General features: G+C 68.9%; 9 protein-coding genes and 1 pseudogene. 5 read left to right on the forward strand and 5 right to left on the reverse strand.

All coding sequences use genetic code 11. The features are described from left to right. The first annotated feature begins 41 nt into the window (after nucleotides 1-41). Both ACFYR3_RS30760 and ACFYR3_RS30765 read left to right on the forward strand, forming a co-directional pair. Complete coding sequence (locus ACFYR3_RS30760; protein ID WP_355838580.1) at nucleotides 42-281, forward strand: toxin-antitoxin system HicB family antitoxin; 240 nt, start codon at nucleotides 42-44, stop codon at nucleotides 279-281. 4 nt (nucleotides 282-285) lie between these two features. Continuing rightward, nucleotides 286-660 (forward strand): fic family toxin-antitoxin system, toxin component, encoded by a 375-nt coding sequence (locus tag ACFYR3_RS30765; protein WP_355838583.1) that lies wholly within the window; start codon nucleotides 286-288, stop codon nucleotides 658-660. A 29-nt stretch (nucleotides 661-689) separates the two neighbouring features. Here ACFYR3_RS30765 and ACFYR3_RS30770 read toward each other — a convergent pair whose 3' ends face one another. After that, nucleotides 690-1370 (reverse strand): class I SAM-dependent methyltransferase, encoded by a 681-nt coding sequence (locus tag ACFYR3_RS30770; protein WP_355839289.1) that lies wholly within the window; start codon nucleotides 1368-1370, stop codon nucleotides 690-692. A 79-nt stretch (nucleotides 1371-1449) separates the two neighbouring features. Beyond that, nucleotides 1450-2137: pseudogene (locus ACFYR3_RS30775) on the reverse strand (esterase/lipase family protein). 328 nt (nucleotides 2138-2465) lie between these two features. Between ACFYR3_RS30775 and ACFYR3_RS30780 the strand changes: the two are divergent. Then, nucleotides 2466-4664, forward strand: a complete 2199-nt coding sequence (locus ACFYR3_RS30780) for a LuxR C-terminal-related transcriptional regulator (protein ID WP_389285249.1) — start codon at nucleotides 2466-2468, stop codon at nucleotides 4662-4664. A gap of 49 nt (nucleotides 4665-4713) precedes the next feature. On the opposite strand, the gene bioD is transcribed toward ACFYR3_RS30780, so the two are convergent. From bioD to bioB, 3 genes are read right to left on the reverse strand one after another with little or no spacing between them, the layout of a single operon-like run. Then, nucleotides 4714-5430 (reverse strand): dethiobiotin synthase, encoded by a 717-nt coding sequence (bioD, locus tag ACFYR3_RS30785; protein WP_355838589.1) that lies wholly within the window; start codon nucleotides 5428-5430, stop codon nucleotides 4714-4716. Nucleotide 5431: 1 nt separating this feature from the next. Further along, on the reverse strand, nucleotides 5432-6712 hold the full coding sequence (locus tag ACFYR3_RS30790) for an adenosylmethionine--8-amino-7-oxononanoate transaminase (RefSeq protein ID WP_355838592.1): 1281 nt from the start codon (nucleotides 6710-6712) through the stop codon (nucleotides 5432-5434). Then, nucleotides 6705-7949 (reverse strand): biotin synthase BioB, encoded by a 1245-nt coding sequence (gene bioB / locus ACFYR3_RS30795; protein ID WP_355838595.1) that lies wholly within the window; start codon nucleotides 7947-7949, stop codon nucleotides 6705-6707. Before bioB ends, ACFYR3_RS30790 begins: the two co-directional genes overlap by 8 nt. Before the next feature lie 1393 nt (nucleotides 7950-9342). Between bioB and ACFYR3_RS30800 the strand changes: the two genes are divergently transcribed. Continuing rightward, nucleotides 9343-15573 (forward strand): DNRLRE domain-containing protein, encoded by a 6231-nt coding sequence (locus tag ACFYR3_RS30800; protein WP_389285250.1) that lies wholly within the window; start codon nucleotides 9343-9345, stop codon nucleotides 15571-15573. 516 nt (nucleotides 15574-16089) lie between these two features. Next, on the forward strand, nucleotides 16090-16260 hold the full coding sequence (locus ACFYR3_RS30805; protein WP_389285251.1) for a hypothetical protein: 171 nt from the start codon (nucleotides 16090-16092) through the stop codon (nucleotides 16258-16260). Nucleotides 16261-16389: the final 129 nt, after the last annotated feature.

The following is a 16389-nucleotide window of genomic DNA, read 5'->3' on the forward strand; positions in this document are numbered from 1 at the left end:
CCCTCTTGCCTGTGCTAGCGATATCGCGCTAGCTTCGAAGGATGGCGAAGACTCAGCTGAACGTCCGGGTGGACGAAGGCACGGCGCGAGCCGCCCGGGAGCGAGCCCTGGAACGGGGGATGAGCGTGAACCGCTACATCGAGGAACTGGTCCGGCAGGACACCGGGGAAGTGGGCCACGCCTTCGTGGAGGCCGCCGCGGATTTCATGAAGCAGTACGAGTCCGTGTTCGCCGAGGAGTTCGGCGCGGACCGTGAAGGCACCCGCGAAGGTCGTCGTTGATCCCTTGAGCAGTCTCAGAGTCGATCTTGCCTGGCTCCTCATGATCGCCGAACAGAAGACGCCCGGAGATCCCCAGGTCACCGACTGGGGAGCCCTCGTCGCCGCCGTCAGCCGGCACGAGGCGGAGATCTTCGGCATTCCCGTCTACGACAGCCCGCACGCCCGCGCCGCCGCGCTGCTCCAGCTCCTGCTGCACGTCCCGGCGCTCGAACGCTCCAACGCGATGTTCGCCTCTGCCGTCGCGTACGCCTATCTCGTCGCCAGCGGCCTGAAGGTCGTCACCTCACCCGAACAGGTGCGGGAGCTGGCCCGTCTGGTGAAGAACGGCGAGGCCACGGTGCACGACATCGCGCACGAGCTGCGCCGCTGGAGCCTGTGAAGCAGCTCCGGTGATCGACCGGGCATGTCCTAGCCGAGCGGTCGGCGGGCCGTGCCCAGGACGCAGTACGACGTGGGCAGGCGGGGTCCCTTCTCGGGCATCAACAGGCGCCGGTACGGGCCCAGTTCGAACCCCGCCTCACGCAGTGCGGCGATCGGGTCGCGGGCCACGTGACAGCCGCCGCACAGCCGCGGCCACACCGTGGCGTCCAGACCCCGCTGGACGGACCCCATCACCCGTCCGCCACCCCTGCCGTGCTCGAAGAACCGCACGGTGCCGCCGGGGCGCAGCACCCGCCGTACCTCGGCGAGCGCCCTCGGCACGTCCCGCACGCTGCACAGCACCAGCGAGAGCACGGCGGCGTCGTACGCCTCGCTCTTGACCGGCAGGGCCTCCGCGGCACCCGGCGCCACATCGACGGGCACCTCGCAGCGCAGCGCCGCCTCCAACGCCAACTGCCGGAGCAGCCGCTCGGGTTCGATGGCGACGACCTCCGAGACGGTGCCCGGGTAGTGGGCGAAGTTCAGGCCGTTCCCCGCGCCGATCTCGATGACTCGCCCGGACAGCCCGGTGAGCAGCCGTTCGCGCACCCGGCCCATTCCCATGCGGGTCTCCGCGCCCACGCTGAAGCGGGCGTAGTAGCGGGCGAACACCGGATGGTGCACGGCCTCCGGAGAGACCTTGCCCGAGCCGGCCGACCGGAGCGGCATGAACGGCATGACGGACCTCCCGGGGGGACAGGGCTTACCGAGATTGTCCCCCCGGGACGTCCGCCGCACGCGCCGCGCGTCAGGCGATGAAGTTGCGCACCTGTGTGTAGACGCCGTAATCGTTGTTCATGTCGGTGTGCGAGATGCAGCCGACACCGACATTCGTGGCACCGGACAGCAGCGCTGTGCTGTCCGGATTCAGCGCCTCGTCGCAGTTCGACCAGTAGGTGGCGTACGTCACGCTGCCCGGTGTCTCGTCACCGGAGTTCAGAGAACGTCAGGAACGAGCTGCCGGTGTACATCTCGGTGCATGACGTATACAGCCAGGTGCACCACGAGGCGACACTCGTCCCGTGGTTCACCCCGGCGACGGAGACGAAGTCGTCGACGTACGCCGTTCCGCCGAGGTTCTTGAGGTAGTACCGCGAGTTCATCGCACCCATGGAGTGGACGACCAGGTCGACCTTCGAGGCGCCCGTCTGCGCGAGCACGCTCTTGACCTCGGTGGCCAGTTGCTGCGCCGTGGTCACGTTCGACTGTTTCCAGTCGTACGACCACGCGAACAGCTCGGAGGAGGAGTATCCGTCCGCCTTGAAGTCGGTGATCCACTCGTCCCAGCTGCTCGCCGAACTGCTGAGCCCGTGCACGAAGAGCACGGGATTGTGGGTGGCCGCCTGAGCGGGTGCCGCGGAGAGGGAGAGCGACAGAAGAAGCGTCGCGGCCACGGCTGAGACACATGTGACGGCGCGGCGCAGGACAGGCTGCATGGTGCCTCCTGAAAGGGGTGGGGGTGGCAGGAGTGTCAGCCCGGGTCTACGCGCGCCGCATCAGTGAAATCGCCGGTCTTTACTTGCCAGTTAACCCGCCGGTAACGTCATGCGTGTGGTGACTTCGGTGAACCCCCCGCCTCTCCCGCACACTTCGCCACCGCAGCCCCCGCACCTGTGGCGGCGACTCGACCCCGTACAGCGAGAACACCAGACGGCTCCACCCGAACACGGCTGTCGGCAGGCCGAGTCGGACCCTCCACGGTCCGAACCCGGCCTCGGCGCCTCATGGTCGGAACGAGACCTCGGTCCCTCGCTGTCCGAGGGCGTGCGCGTACGCGTTCTGCGGGCCGCGCACGGCGACCGGCGCGTGGCCCGGGAACTCGCCTCGGTGCTGACCGAGCGTCAGCTGGCCGGTCTGGAGCCGCTTCCGGTGCAGCCTCCCGTCCTGCTGCGGGTGTACCGCCAGGAAATCCGGGGCCTGCCGGACAGCACCCGTTTTCTCCTGCTCCTGGCGGCGGCCGACCAGTACCCCGTCGACACGCAAACCTTTCTGCGTGCCGTGACGGCGGCCCGGCTGGACACCCGGCCCATCGACGCCGCCGAAGCGGCCGGACTCGCCCACGCCACCGCCGGTGGGGTCGTCTTCCGTGACCCGTGGACGCGGATCGCGGCCTACGAGACCGCGTCCACGACGGAGCACCGCGCGGTCCATCGGCTGCTCGCCCGGGTGCTGCGCGGCGAGGGCGAGTCACCGAGGCGCTCCTGGCACCGGGGCGCCGCGGCGCTCGGCCCCAGCAGACGGCTCGCCGCGGAACTGACGGCGGCCGCGAGCACGGCGCGCCGGGTGGGCGAACACACCCTGGCCTGCACCCTCGCCGAACGCGCCGCGGCGCTCGCGCCCGAACCGGGCGAGCGCACCCGACTGCCCGCCCGAGCAGCCGCCGACGCCTGGCGCTCCGGCGACGGCGACCGGGCCAGTCGTCTGGTCGTGTCCACCGACGACGACGGACTGAGCGGTCTGCTCGCGCTCCGCGCGGGGAACGCGACCGACGCCTTCGACGCCCTGCTGACCGCCGCGGTGCTGCACGCGGGCCGCGCGGACGCGTCGGCCGGCGTGCAGGCGAACCTCCCGGGCACCACGGAGTCCGGCGCCCGCGCACGGTCCCACGGCGCCGCGGATCCCGGTGGTCCAGCGCTCCCGGGGAGCCCGGGTGTGCCCACCCACCGTGACACCGCCGCGCATTTCCTCGCCCGCGCCACCGAAGCCGCCATCTACACCGGCGACCTGCGCCGCTGTCGTGAGGCGGCTGCCGTGGCCGACCGGCTGGGCATCGCGCCGCCCGGCACACTCGGCGGGCTCGCCGCCGCCGTCGAGGGCCGCTACGACGACGCGCGGGACGCGCTCAAGGCGGCCGCGGGCCGCTGCGGTCCCGGCGGCGACCCCACCGCACTGATCCACTCCGCCATCGCGGCGCTGCTGCTCGGCGACCACACCGGTGCGGCCGCCGCGGCCGTCCGCGCCGCCGCCGCGGCCCGCTCCCGGGGTGAGACCGTTGCCGTGCCCCAGGCGATGGAATTCCGCGCCTACGCCGAGTTCTGGACCGGACGGCCCAGCGCCGCCGAGGCCGCCACCCTCGACGCACTGCGCCAGGCGTACGCCACCGGTCAGGACAACGCCGCCTGTCATCTCCAGGCGGCCCTCGCGATGTTCGCCGCCCTCACCGGCGACGAGGACATGTGCCGGCAGCGTGCCGGGGCCGCCCGCCGCTACGCCCTGGAGCGCGGACTCGGCCTGCCCGCCGCGCTGGCCCTGTTCGCGCTCGCCCTCCTCGACCTCGGCGCCGGCCGCTTCGCCGCCGCGGCTGCCCGGCTGCGCGCCCTGGCCGGGTTCGGCCCCGGCCACGGACACCGGGCCGTCCGGCACCTGGCGACCCCGCTGTACGTCGAGGCGGCCGCCCGCACCGGCGAAACCCGGGTGGCCAGGGCGGCCCACGCCGACTACGACCACTGGGCGCGGACCGTACGCAGCCCCGACGAACTCGCGCTCAGCGCCCGCAGCCGTGCTCTCCTCGCGGGCGGTGCCGAGGCCGTCGATCACTACCGCACCGCCCTCGACCTGCACGCCTCGGGCACCCGGGACTTCGAACGCGCCCGCACGGAACTGCTGTTCGGCGGAGCGCTGCGGCGGCTGCGGCAGCGTACGCAGGCGCGGGACCGGCTGCACAGCGCCCTTGAGGCGTTCGAGCACTTCGGGTCGCCGCAGTGGGCCGCCCAGGCTCGGGCCGAACTCCGCGTCCTCGGCGAGTCCGCGGTACCGGCGCGGGGTGCCGAGGATCTCGCGGCCCGGCTCACCGCACAGCAGTTGATGGTGGCCCGCATGGCCGCCGAAGGCGCGACGAACCGGGAGATCGCCGCTCGGCTCGCGCTGAGTCCGAGGACCATCGACCACCATCTGCGCGGCGTGTTCACGCGGTTGGGGATCCGGTCACGGATCGAGCTGGTGCGGTTGCTCGGTGACGGGTGACAGGTGACGAGGGGTGGTGAGTGACAAGTGGTGGGTGAGGAGGGCGACGTCAGGCCGTGTGTGCCGCGGCGAAGACCCCGGCGTTCCAGCGTCCGCCCAGCCGGTGGTCCAGCCAACTCGGCGCCCCCGCGCGGAAGTCGGCGGGCGAGTGCGACCCCGCGCCCGCCGGTACCGCGCCCAGCAGAGGCGCACCGGACACCGCCGGAAGGTCCGCGAGATTGCACCGCATCGCCAGATCCGGGGAGTCGGGCCAGCTGCCGATCACCACACCCGCGAAGTCCAGCTCCCGCAGCCGCAGTTCACGGGCCGTCAGCTCGGTCGTGTTGAGCGTGCCCAGTCCCGCCGAAGCGACGACCAGCACGGGTGCGTCCAGCAGCCCGGCCACGTCCGCCAGCGTCCCGTCCTCGTCGTCGAACCGGACGAGCAGACCACCCGCGCCCTCGACCAGCACCAGATCGTGCTCGGTGGCCAGTTTGGCCGCGGCCTCCGCCGCCGACTGCGGAGACACGGCCGCCAGGCCGGCCCGCCGGGCGGCCGTCGCGGGCGCCAACGGCTCCGGGTAGCGGCCCAGTTCGAGTGTCGTGACGGCACCCGCGAGCCGGGCCACCTCGTCGGCGTCGCCGCGCTCGTGCGGACGTACACCCGTCTGCGCGGGCTTCAGGACGGCCACGGACCGCCCGGCCGCGAGAGCCGTGGCGGCGACGGCGGCCGTGACGACCGTCTTGCCGACCTCCGTGCCCGTCCCCGTGATCACCAGTACCGCCATCTCAGCCCTCCCGCGCCGCCGCGCAGACCGCGCGCGCGATCCGTGCCAGGTCCGTGTCGCCCGTGACGTACGGCGGCATCGTGTAGACGAGGTCGCGGAACGGCCGCAGCCACACGCCCTCGCGCACGGCGGCCGCCGTCGCCGCCTTCATGTCCACCTCGTGGTCGAGCTGGACGACTCCGATCGCGCCGAGGACGCGTACGTCCCGGACGCCCGGCAGGGAGGCGGCCTCCGCTAGGCCGTCCCGCAGACCCGCCTCGATCCGCTTCACCTCGGTCCGCCAGTCCTGCCCGAGCAGCAGGTCGATGGACGCGCACGCCACCGCGGCGGCGAGCGGGTTGCCCATGAAGGTCGGGCCGTGCGCGAGCACCGGGACCTCACCGCGCGAGATGCCGTCGGCCACCCGCGCGGTGCACAGCGTCGCCGCCATCGTCAGATAGCCGCCGGTCAGCGCCTTGCCGACACACATCACGTCCGGGGTCACGCCCGCGTGGTCCGCCGCGAACAGCTCACCCGTACGGCCGAAGCCGGTCGCGATCTCGTCGAAGACCAGCAGCACGTCGTGCGCGTCGCAGGCCTCGCGCAGCACCCGCAGATACGCGGGGGAGTGGAAGCGCATCCCGCCCGCGCCCTGCACCACCGGCTCCACGATCACCGCGGCGAGCTCGTCGGCGTGCCGCCCGATCAGCTCGCGCAGCTGGTCGGCGTACGACTCCTCGTACCCGGCCGGCGGCGCGTCGGCGAACACCTGGCGCTGGAGCACGCCCTGCCACAGCTCGTGCATCCCGCCCTCGGGGTCGCACACCGACATGGGCTGCCAGGTGTCCCCGTGATAGCCGCCCCGCCAGGTCAGCAGCCGCTGTTTGCCCGGACGGCCGAGCGAGCGCCAGTGCTGGAGGCACATCTTGACGGCGACCTCGACGGAGACCGAGCCGGAGTCGGCGAGGAAGACGTGCTCCAGACCTTCCGGCGAGATGTCGACCAGTCGCTTCGCCAGCTGTACGGCGGGCTCGTGGGTGAGCCCGCCGAACATCACATGGCTCATGCGGTCGAGCTGACCGCGTGCCGCCTCGTTCAGGACCGGGTGGTTGTAGCCGTGGATCGCCGACCACCAGGACGACATCCCGTCGATCAGTTCGCCCGTGCCGTCGGCCAGCCGCAGCCGGACCCCGCTCGCCGACTCCACGACCAGCGGGTCCTGGCGGCCGGGCATCGGCCCGTACGGATGCCAGACGTGCCGCCGGTCGAGATCGAGCAGTTCCCGCACGGACAGGTCAGGCATTGGGCGCGAGATCCGTTCCGGCGCCACGGCGACGCACGGAGACGAGGTCCGTACGGGCGTCGGCGGGCGCCTCGGCCACAGCCGCTGGTGCCTCGGCCGGAGCCGCGGAGGCCGAACCGCACACCCCGCCCCCCTCCTGGGACCCGCAGCCGGCCTCGGCGTGCGATCCGCAGCCGCCGCCGTGTGATCCGCACCCGCCCTCCGCGTGCGATCCGCAGCCGCCGCCTGACGTCGCGCGGTGCTCCGGCAGCGTCACCTCGCCGGCGTTCTCCACCTCGAAGCCGGCGTCCGCGATCATCTCCAGGTCGGCCTTGCCCGCCTGGCCCTCACTGGTGAGGTAGTCACCGAGGAAGATCGAGTTGGCGAGGTGCAGGGCGAGCGGCTGGAGGGTGCGCAGATGCACCTCGCGGCCACCGGCGATACGGACCTCGACGTCCGGGCAGACGAACCGGACCATGGCGAGAATGCGCAGACAGCGCTGCGGGGTGAGGTTCCACTCCTTGGCGAGCGGGGTGCCCTCGAACGGGATCAGGAAATTCACCGGAACGGAGTCGGGGTCGAGCTCGCGCAGCGCGTACACGACGTCGACGAGGTCCTCGTCCGACTCGCCCATGCCCGCGATCAGACCCGAGCAGGCGGACAGTCCGGCCGCGTGCGCCTTCTGGACGGTGTCCACCCGGTCGGCGTACGTGTGGGTGGTCGTGATCTCCCCGTACGTCCCCTCGGACGTGTTCAGGTTGTGGTTGTAGGCGTCGGCGCCCGCCGCGCGCAGCCGTTCGGCCTGGCCGTCGGAGAGCAGGCCGAGGCAGGCGCACACCTCGACGTTCTCGTTCTGGTCCTTGATCGCCTTGATGGTGTCGGAGACCCGGTCCACGTCACGGTCCGTCGGTCCGCGCCCGCTGGCCACCAGGCAGACCCGCTTGGCGCCCCCGGCGAGCCCGGCCGCCGCGGCCCGGGAGGCCTCGTCGGGCTTGAGCCAGCTGTACTTGAGAATGCCGGCCGTGGAGCCGAGGCGCTGCGAGCAGTACGAGCAGTCCTCCGGGCACAGGCCCGACTTCAGGTTGACGAGATAGTTCAGTTTCACCCGACGGCCGAACCAGTGGCGGCGTACCTTGCCGGCCGCGGCCACCACGTCGAGCACGTCGTCGTCGGAGGTGGCCAGGACGGCCAGCGCCTCGCCGCGGGTCGGCAGCTCGCGCCGAAGCCCCTTGTCCACCAGTGTGTTCAGCAGGTCCATGAGGTCCGATCCTGACCTATGCGACCGCTCTCGGCCAAGGAGAGTTTGCACAACAGAGACGGTTCGACGTGTGGGGTATGTAACACGACCACCCCAGTACGTGGGGTCCACAGAGAGTGCGGAAGACCAGGTCAGAGGCCCAAAATCCGCATCTCACCGCCGATTTGGTGAGAGCCATGAGTGAGACGAAAGGGCCAGTGGATCAGTATGGAGGGTTCCTACAACACCCCCGAATGGGCTGTTCCCTCAAACGCCGTGCGTGACGTGGTGCGGGCTGTTCTGGAAGCTCCCGGCACCCCGCCCTGCGATCGTAGGGGACCGCGAGGCGCACGACCGGATCTTGAGCGAACGGCCCACGCACGCGGCAATCACGCTCCGCAGCACGCTGAACGGGTGCCCCCTCGAAATCGAGCGGACAACCGGATATCTGCGGGAACAGCTCGCTGAGCATCCCGCTACCGGCTATGGCCGGTGGGCTGGTCGGTAGCCACAGAGGCTCTCTACGGCTCTCTGAGCTGAGAGGCGGACAGGGCCACGACCGCGACCGCGGCCACAAGGGTGGAGGCTGCGCCCTTGTGCAGCCTCCTGCCGAATTGCGCCGCCATCAAGTGAAACCTCCCACGGACGACCGACGTAGCCTGCCGTCTCTCCGAACCTTGAGCAACGCCGCTGCAACCGGCCGCGATGTGGGCGAACTTACGACAAGCTTCGGCGGGGTGGTTCCGCATATCACATTGGAGTTGACCAGCAGGGACGGCCATGGGGAGCGCAGTCACGTCGCTAAGATGCGGGGATCCTTGAGCTACTGCGCCTGAGTGTCCTGTGGGTCGGTGATGCGCTTGAGGACAGCCTCGGGACAACTCTTGGGATCAGGAGTGAAGTTGGACGTCGCCGCTGTCCGCGCCGACAGCGGCATCTCGCGATCGCATCCGGACTTCCGACGTCCAGGGCTCGACGTTGCAGCAGCCACCTGTCCGCCGGGACGTGGTGATCGCTTTGATGGGTTTCTGGAGTGAGTCGGCGCATATTCCCTCATGATTTAGAAAAGCCCTGCCTTGCGACTCGCAACCAATTCGATATCTGACGTTGCGCCAGATTCGGCCGAGGAGGCCGCGAACCGACATCATGCGCACATAGGGACTTCACCTAACGTTCACATTAGATGGCTGAATCTTTGCGCGACTTGGCTTTAAGTTGACTTGCTCGCGATGGGGCGACAGCGCAGGTTTTCGGTGTGTCCATGATCGACCCCCGGCCGGGGTGACCTGGTCTGGCGGCTGATCTGGAAGGACACCCGACTATGCGTCAAAGACATGCGATCCTCGCGGGATCGCGGCCGTCGTACGCGCGCCGGCGAAGATTGCGGCAACTAGCCGTCGGCCTTGTGATTGCCATGGTCACCGAGGGGGCCTTGATCGCGGAAGGCAGCGGGCTGACCTTCGCGGTGGCCCCGGAGAGCAGCGCATCGGCTGCATCGGCGTCCGGAACTCCATCAGGACCCGCGGAGGCACGGGACGAAGTATCGGCGCTGATGATGGCCCGCTCACAGGACCGCAAGATAGAGGTGCTGTCGGAGCGGACGTCGAAATCGACCACGTACGCATTGCCCAGTGGAGCCCTGCAGACCGAGTCCTATGGTGGGCCGATCCGTGTGAAGCAGGACGGCCAGTGGAAGGACATCGACACTTCCCTGTCAGACACGGGTGATGCGCTTGAGCCGAAGGCGGCCGCGGCGGACGTGGCGGTGTCGGACGGCGGGGACACGCAACTGGCGTCCGTGGCCAAGGGCAAAGAATCGTTCGGACTGGGCTGGGAGAACAAGCTGCCCACCCCGTCGGTGAAGGACGACACCGCCTCCTACAACCTGGGCGACGGACAGAACCTGGCGGTGACGGCGCTGGCGCAGGGCTTCTCGGAGAACATCAAGCTGTCCCAGCAGCTGGCCGACGGATCGGCCAGCTACCGGATCCCGCTCAACCTGGACGGGCTGAAGCTGTCCCAGGCCGACTCCGGGCACCTGCTGCTGAAGAACCCGGATGGGGACCTGGTCGCTGAGGCGCCGGCCCCGATGATGTGGGACGACTCCAAGGACCCGGCTTCGGGTGAGTCCGCCCACCGGCAGCGGGTCGACACGAAGATCGAGACCGGCTCGGACGGGTCGCAGACCCTGGTCCTCACCCCGGACAAGGACTTCCTGGCCACCGCGACGTACCCGGTGACCATCGACCCGACCTCCACGCTGGCGGTCACCACCGACACCTGGGTGCAGAACCCCGACTACCCCGACTCGCAGGTCTCCTCGCCCGAGCTGAAGTCGGGCACCTACGACGCCGGCACCGACGTGGCGCGCTCGTACCTCAAGTTCGACGTCTCGCCCTTCACGGGCAAGCACATCATCGACACGAACCTGGCGCTGTACTCGTACTACTCCTCGACCTGCGCCACCACCGGCGCGGGGACGCAGGTGCGGCGCATCACCTCGGACTGGTCCTCGTCCTCGGTGACGTGGGCCGCGCAGCCGACCACCACCACCACGGGTGCGGTGACCAACACGGCGGCCCTGGGCTACTCCTCGTCCTGCCCGGCCGGCACGATGAACTTCGACATCGACGCCATCGTGCAGGCGTGGGCCGACGGTTCCGCCAACTACGGGCTGCAGGTGCGCGGTGCGAGCGAGACCGACGCCACCACCTGGAGGCGGTTCCGCTCGGCGAACTACATCTCCGGCGACGACTCGGTGGAACCGCACCTGACGGTCACCTACAATTCCTACCCCACCACTGCTTCCGCGGCGATCTCGCCGAGTGCGGTGAACGCGTACAACGGAAATCGCTACGTCACGTCACTGACCCCGACAGTTTCGGCGAAGGTCACAGACCCTGACGGGTCTGCTACGAAGGCGCAGGTCGAGTTCACCCCGAACCCGGCGTGGGTGGACACCTCCTTCACCTACACCGCGACCACCTCGTCGGTGGCTTCCGGGTCGACGGCAAAGCTGACCATCCCTGCCGCCTCGGCCTTCCCCGCAGGTGTACACCTGCGCTACCGCGTCCGTGCCTACGACGGCACTGACTACGGCACCTGGTCCGGATACACCAACTTCACTCTCAACACCGGCCTGCCGGTGGCGCCGGCGATCACGTGCCCGTCCTACCCGTCCGGCTCGTGGACGTCGAAGGCGTCGGGGTCGGTGACCTGCACGCTGGATACCACCTCCACGGACGGGCAGGGTTTCTACTGGGGGCTGGACAATCCCGCAGTGCCCAACCACGTCTATGACACAGTGGACGGCAACGGCGGCGATCCGCTGACCATCTCGATCAACCCGGCAAACGGCTGGCACACCCTCTACGCGAGGACGCTGGACTCCGGCGCCAATGTTTCGGCGGCCACCACCGCATACTCCTTCGGTGTGGGCACCGCAGCCCTGAACTCCCCGAGCGATCAAGACGTCACCGCTAGCGACTTCACTCTTCAGGTGACCTCGCCCTCCGGCCCGTCGAAGGTGACATTCCAGTACCGGAAGGGGAACTCCGGCACCTTCACCGACATCCCTGCGGGTGATGTGAAGAAGGGCACTTCCTCAGTGAGCTGGCCCGTGGCCGTCAACACGGTCAGCGGCGGCGTCCAGTCCCCCGCCCTGACCTGGAGTGTCACGCATACGGTTGCCGACGACGGGCTGCTGCAGATCAAGGCCGTCCTCACTGACGCCTCTGGCAACAACCCCATCACCACCGCACCGGTGAACGTCACCCTGGACCGGGTCGGGGCAGGCGTCGACTTCGGTACTACCCAGGCCGGACCGGTGACGGTGGGCCTCCAGTCCGGCAACGGGTCCGTAACCGCGAGCGACGTGTCGGTCGCCAGCTTCGGCAGCGGTCTCGGCCTCGCCCGCGCGTTTAACTCCCTGAGCCCAGCTGTGCCGTCGCTGTTCGGGCCCGGCTGGACCACGAGCCTCCCCGTCCAGGGCACCAGCGCTGCCTGGGCGTCACTCACCGACGCGACGAGCTACGTGATGCTCACCGGCGCCGACGGCTCCAAGCTGACCTTCACCACCGGCAGCACGGACAGCAACGGAGTCGTCTCCTACACCCCACAGGGCCCTGCCGTGGCCGCCGGACTGACCCTCACGGAGAAGAGCAGCGCCTTCACTCTCACCGACGACACCGGCACGCAGGTGACCTTCACCTCCCCGGGTGGCGCGGCCGGACAGTATCTGCCGGCCACAGTCACACAGGCTGGCAGCGCCAGGTCCACGAGTTATGTGTATGACACCACTGCCTTGGATGTGGCGTACGGCAAGCCGGTTCTCGTTGTCGCCCCGGACGCCAACGCGCCCGCCGGCACCCTGAGCACCACGGCGTGCCCCAACCCTCCCACCGACACCACCTGGACGGACCCAGGCTGCCGTGGCCTGCAGCTGAGCTATGACACGGCTACCGGTAACGTCTCCGAGGCCGACTTCGTCACTTCCGACGGAACCAAGCTCACCAAGACCCCGGTCGCCAAGTACTCCTACGACACCTCAGGCCGACTCATCGCCGAGTGGGATCCCCGGATCAGCCCTGCGCTCAAGGCGACCTACACCTACGACGAGAACAGCGGCGACGCGGACTACGGGCGCCTGACCCTGATCAGCCCTGCACAGTCCACCACCGGCACGCTAGCCCCGTGGATCCTGACCTACAACGCCGTCGCGGGCAGCGCGGACTACGGCAAACTCGCCTCGGTCAGTCACGCACACACCGCCGCCAACGGCGGTGGCACCGCCAAGACCGTGGTGACCTACAGAGTGCCCCTGACCACCGCCGCCGGCGGTCCGGCCAACATGGACGCAGCCACCGTCGGTACCTGGGGCCAGACCGACGTACCGGTCTCCGCGGTCGCCGTCTTCCCGCCCGACCACGTCCCCACCGCCAATCCGCCCCTGGACTGGACCTACGCTCAGATCCAGTACTACGACGCGGACGGCCGAGAGGTGAACGACGCCAGTTACAGCAGTGGCTGGAACATCTCCACCACCGAGTACGACCAGTACGGCAACACGGTGCGAGAGCTGACCGCCGCCAACCGCGCCACGGCCCTCGCCGCCAGTGACAGCGTCACCACCGCCGGTCAACTGGACACCCGCAACCTGTACTCCGCCGACGGCACCCGGCTGATCGACACCTACGGTCCTGCCCACAACGCGGTGGCCGCAGGGTCGTACCAGGTGATCCGCAGCCACACCCACTCGACCTACGACGAGGGCGCGCCCAACAGCGACAATGACGTGGACGGGCAGCCGTACAACCTGGTGACGACCGAGACGGAGACTGGGAGCATCGGCTCGGACGTCCCCGGCAGCTCGGACGTGGACGCCCGCACCACCCAGAACCTGTACGCCAACGGCACCGACACCTTCGGATGGACCCTGCACACTCCGCTGCGGAGCGTCACGGATCCCGGCACCGGAAAACTCAACATCACCAAGTCCGTGGTCTACAACGAGGACGCCCACCTCTACGACGGGCAACCGCTCTTGACCGAGTCCCGCATGCCGAGCAACACCGGTGGCGGGGACGCCGGTACGTCCAAGACGGTCTATTACACCGCCGACGCGAACAGCGTCGACTCCGACTGCGGCAACAAGCCCGCGTGGACCGACCTTGCGTGCAAGACCAAGCCCGCGGCGCAGCCCGGGACAAGTGGACTGCCCGGACTGGCGGTCACGACGTACACCTACGACAGGTACCTGCAGCCGGTCACGGAGACCGAGACCTTCACCGCGGCCGACGGGACCACGTCGTCTCGCACCGCCAGCGCGACGTTCGACGGAGCGGAGCGGGAGATCGGTACGAGCATCCGCACTTCCGGCAAGGGAATGGGCACGGCGCTTCCCGACTCGAAGATCGTCTACGACCCTGCCACCGGCGTCCCCACCGACACCCAGAGCGTCAGCGCCCAAGGTGCCGTACTGGCGGATCTGAAAACGGCCTACGACGACTTCGGAGCGATCTCCACCTACACCGACGCGTCTTCGAACGTCACCCGCTACACGTACGACCTCGCCAGCAGAGTCATCTCCCGCGACGACGGCAAGGGCATCACCAGCTTCGCCTACAACGAAGGGAACGATCACACCGGCGGCCTGACGAGCCAGAGCGACACGCAGGCCGGAGCCTTCGGCATCACGCACGACGCGGACGGCAACATCGCGACGCAAACGTATCCCGGAGGCACTGTCGCCACCTACGCATACGATGCCACCGATAGGACCACAGGCGTGACCTACTCGAACCCGCCCGCCTGGGGCACTCAGGTCCTCGCCGACAACGCGGACGCCGACTCCCACGGCGCATGGGCCAACGACACCGCCCTGACCAGCGACCAGACGTTCTCCTACGACGCCGCAAACCGTCTGACCGCGGTCGCCGACGACCAGCTGGGGCAGTGCACCACGCGGAGTTTCGACTACGACGCGAACTCCAACCGCACCAGCATCGCGACGTCCCAACCGGCAGTCGACGGCAGCTGCCAGCAGGCCACCTCGACCAAACGGTCCATGTCCTACGACGCGGCCGACCGTCTGTCCGACCCGGGCTACCAGTACGACACGCAAGGAGACACCATCACCACCCCGGCGCAGGACGCCGGCGGCACCGACCTGACGGCTACGTACTTCGCCAACGACATGATCGCCAGCCAGACCCAGGGCGGGGCCACCATGTCGTGGAGCTACGACCCCCAAGGAGTCCGCCCGGCCTCCACCACCGACACCGCCGGAACGACACACACCGATCACTACGCTGACGAGACGGACACTCCGGTCTGGACGTCCGGGTCCGACGGCAGCTGGCAGCGCAATGTCAACGGTCCTTCCGGCACACTCGCGGCCCAGGCCAGCGACAAGGGGCTGACCCTTGACCTCGTCAACCTCCACGGCGACGTGTTCGCCACCGTCAACCCCACCACGAGCAGCGTCACCAGTACGTTCACCTATACCGAGTTCGGCGCCCCGGAGACTGGCACAAATCCTGTCTATGGCTGGCTGGGCGGCCTGCAGCGATCCGGGGCAGCTCTCGGTGGTCAGCTCCAGATGGGTGCGCGTATGTACAACCCGTCGACGGGGCGCTTCAGCCAGACCGATCCGGTCGCAGGGGGCAGTGCCAACGCCTACGACTACGCGAACCAGGACCCGGTGAACCAGGGCGATCCCTCAGGGGCAGTGACGGCGGGATGCCACACATACAACAAGTCCTACAAGGTGTACGAGGGCTCTGTATCCGTCCAGATCGCCACCATTCAGATGGCCATCGGCGTCTGCATCAACAAGAAGGGCCACATCACGAGCACCACGGCACAAAGCTGGTATGACCAGACAGGAACCTCTGCGGGGCTGGGCTGGAACTTCAGTTTCGGCTACCCCTACGAAACCACCCAGACGAGCACCCACATCAAGTGGAAGACCACCGGGATGGGCCAGGTCTGCTGGCTCAAGTACTCGCCCATCTGCGGCTACCAGGAGCGGTACCAGATGACCATGGACTACTACGGCTCGTACAACGGCCCGGTACCCGCTCGCTACAGTCCCATCTGGCACGCGTCCTGCACCAACTCCGGCTGTGGGTTCCGCTTCCGCTAGGCAGCTGGGAAGCGCGACCTGCAGGGGCGGCTCGGGGTGCTGCCATCACAGCAGCACCCCGAGCCGCCCACACCACAAGATCCAGACAATCGACGGGTGAAAATTGAGAACCAGGCAGTTTGGATTCATCCTCGCTCTTGCGATCACGTTTCTCGCCGCGTTCATCGGCTACAGGCTCAACGGCGGTCACCCAAGCATTCCCTGGACGATCTCAGGAGTCGTCGCAGGAACGGCGATAGGCATCGCGATTCGCCTGATTCGCGGCAAATAAAGGGAGCGCTGCGGAGCTGCTCGGATTGAACGCGTAGCCCCGGGGGCATGAACGGCGGCCCCGGCACCGCAACGGCTCGCCGATCAGTCAGGACCTGATGCGCTCGGGGCGCTGCTTACGGCAGTGCCCCGAGTGGCCCCACGTCCTCTGACCGGAGCCTATGATTCGCGCCGCCACTACAACGCATGGCGAGAGGAGGCGGGCGCACCATCCCCCTTCTTCGTTTGGTCGCCGCCCGTGAATGGTTGCTTGGTGCTGGTCGGCGTCGGGGACACTGGAGCGAGATCGAGGCGCTCTGGCTGGCCGGTGACCTGCGCGATGACGACTTCGAGGACCATTTCATCGTCGCCGACATCGGCGAAGGCACCGACGGATGGACCTTCTCCGGAGACTCCTATGCCGTCGAGCTCCGGTAACGCCGAAAGGGCTCACGTATGAGCACCGGCCCTGAGCCCGGATCCACCGGCCGATGTTTCCGAGGTCCGATTTCTCGCCGAGGGCTGATGGTGGTGTGGGGCAGGGGTTCGAGGGTGTGCGGCGCCCGC

The organism is Streptomyces sp. NPDC005784 (assembly GCF_042871525.1).
Taxonomy (GTDB): domain Bacteria; phylum Actinomycetota; class Actinomycetes; order Streptomycetales; family Streptomycetaceae; genus Streptomyces.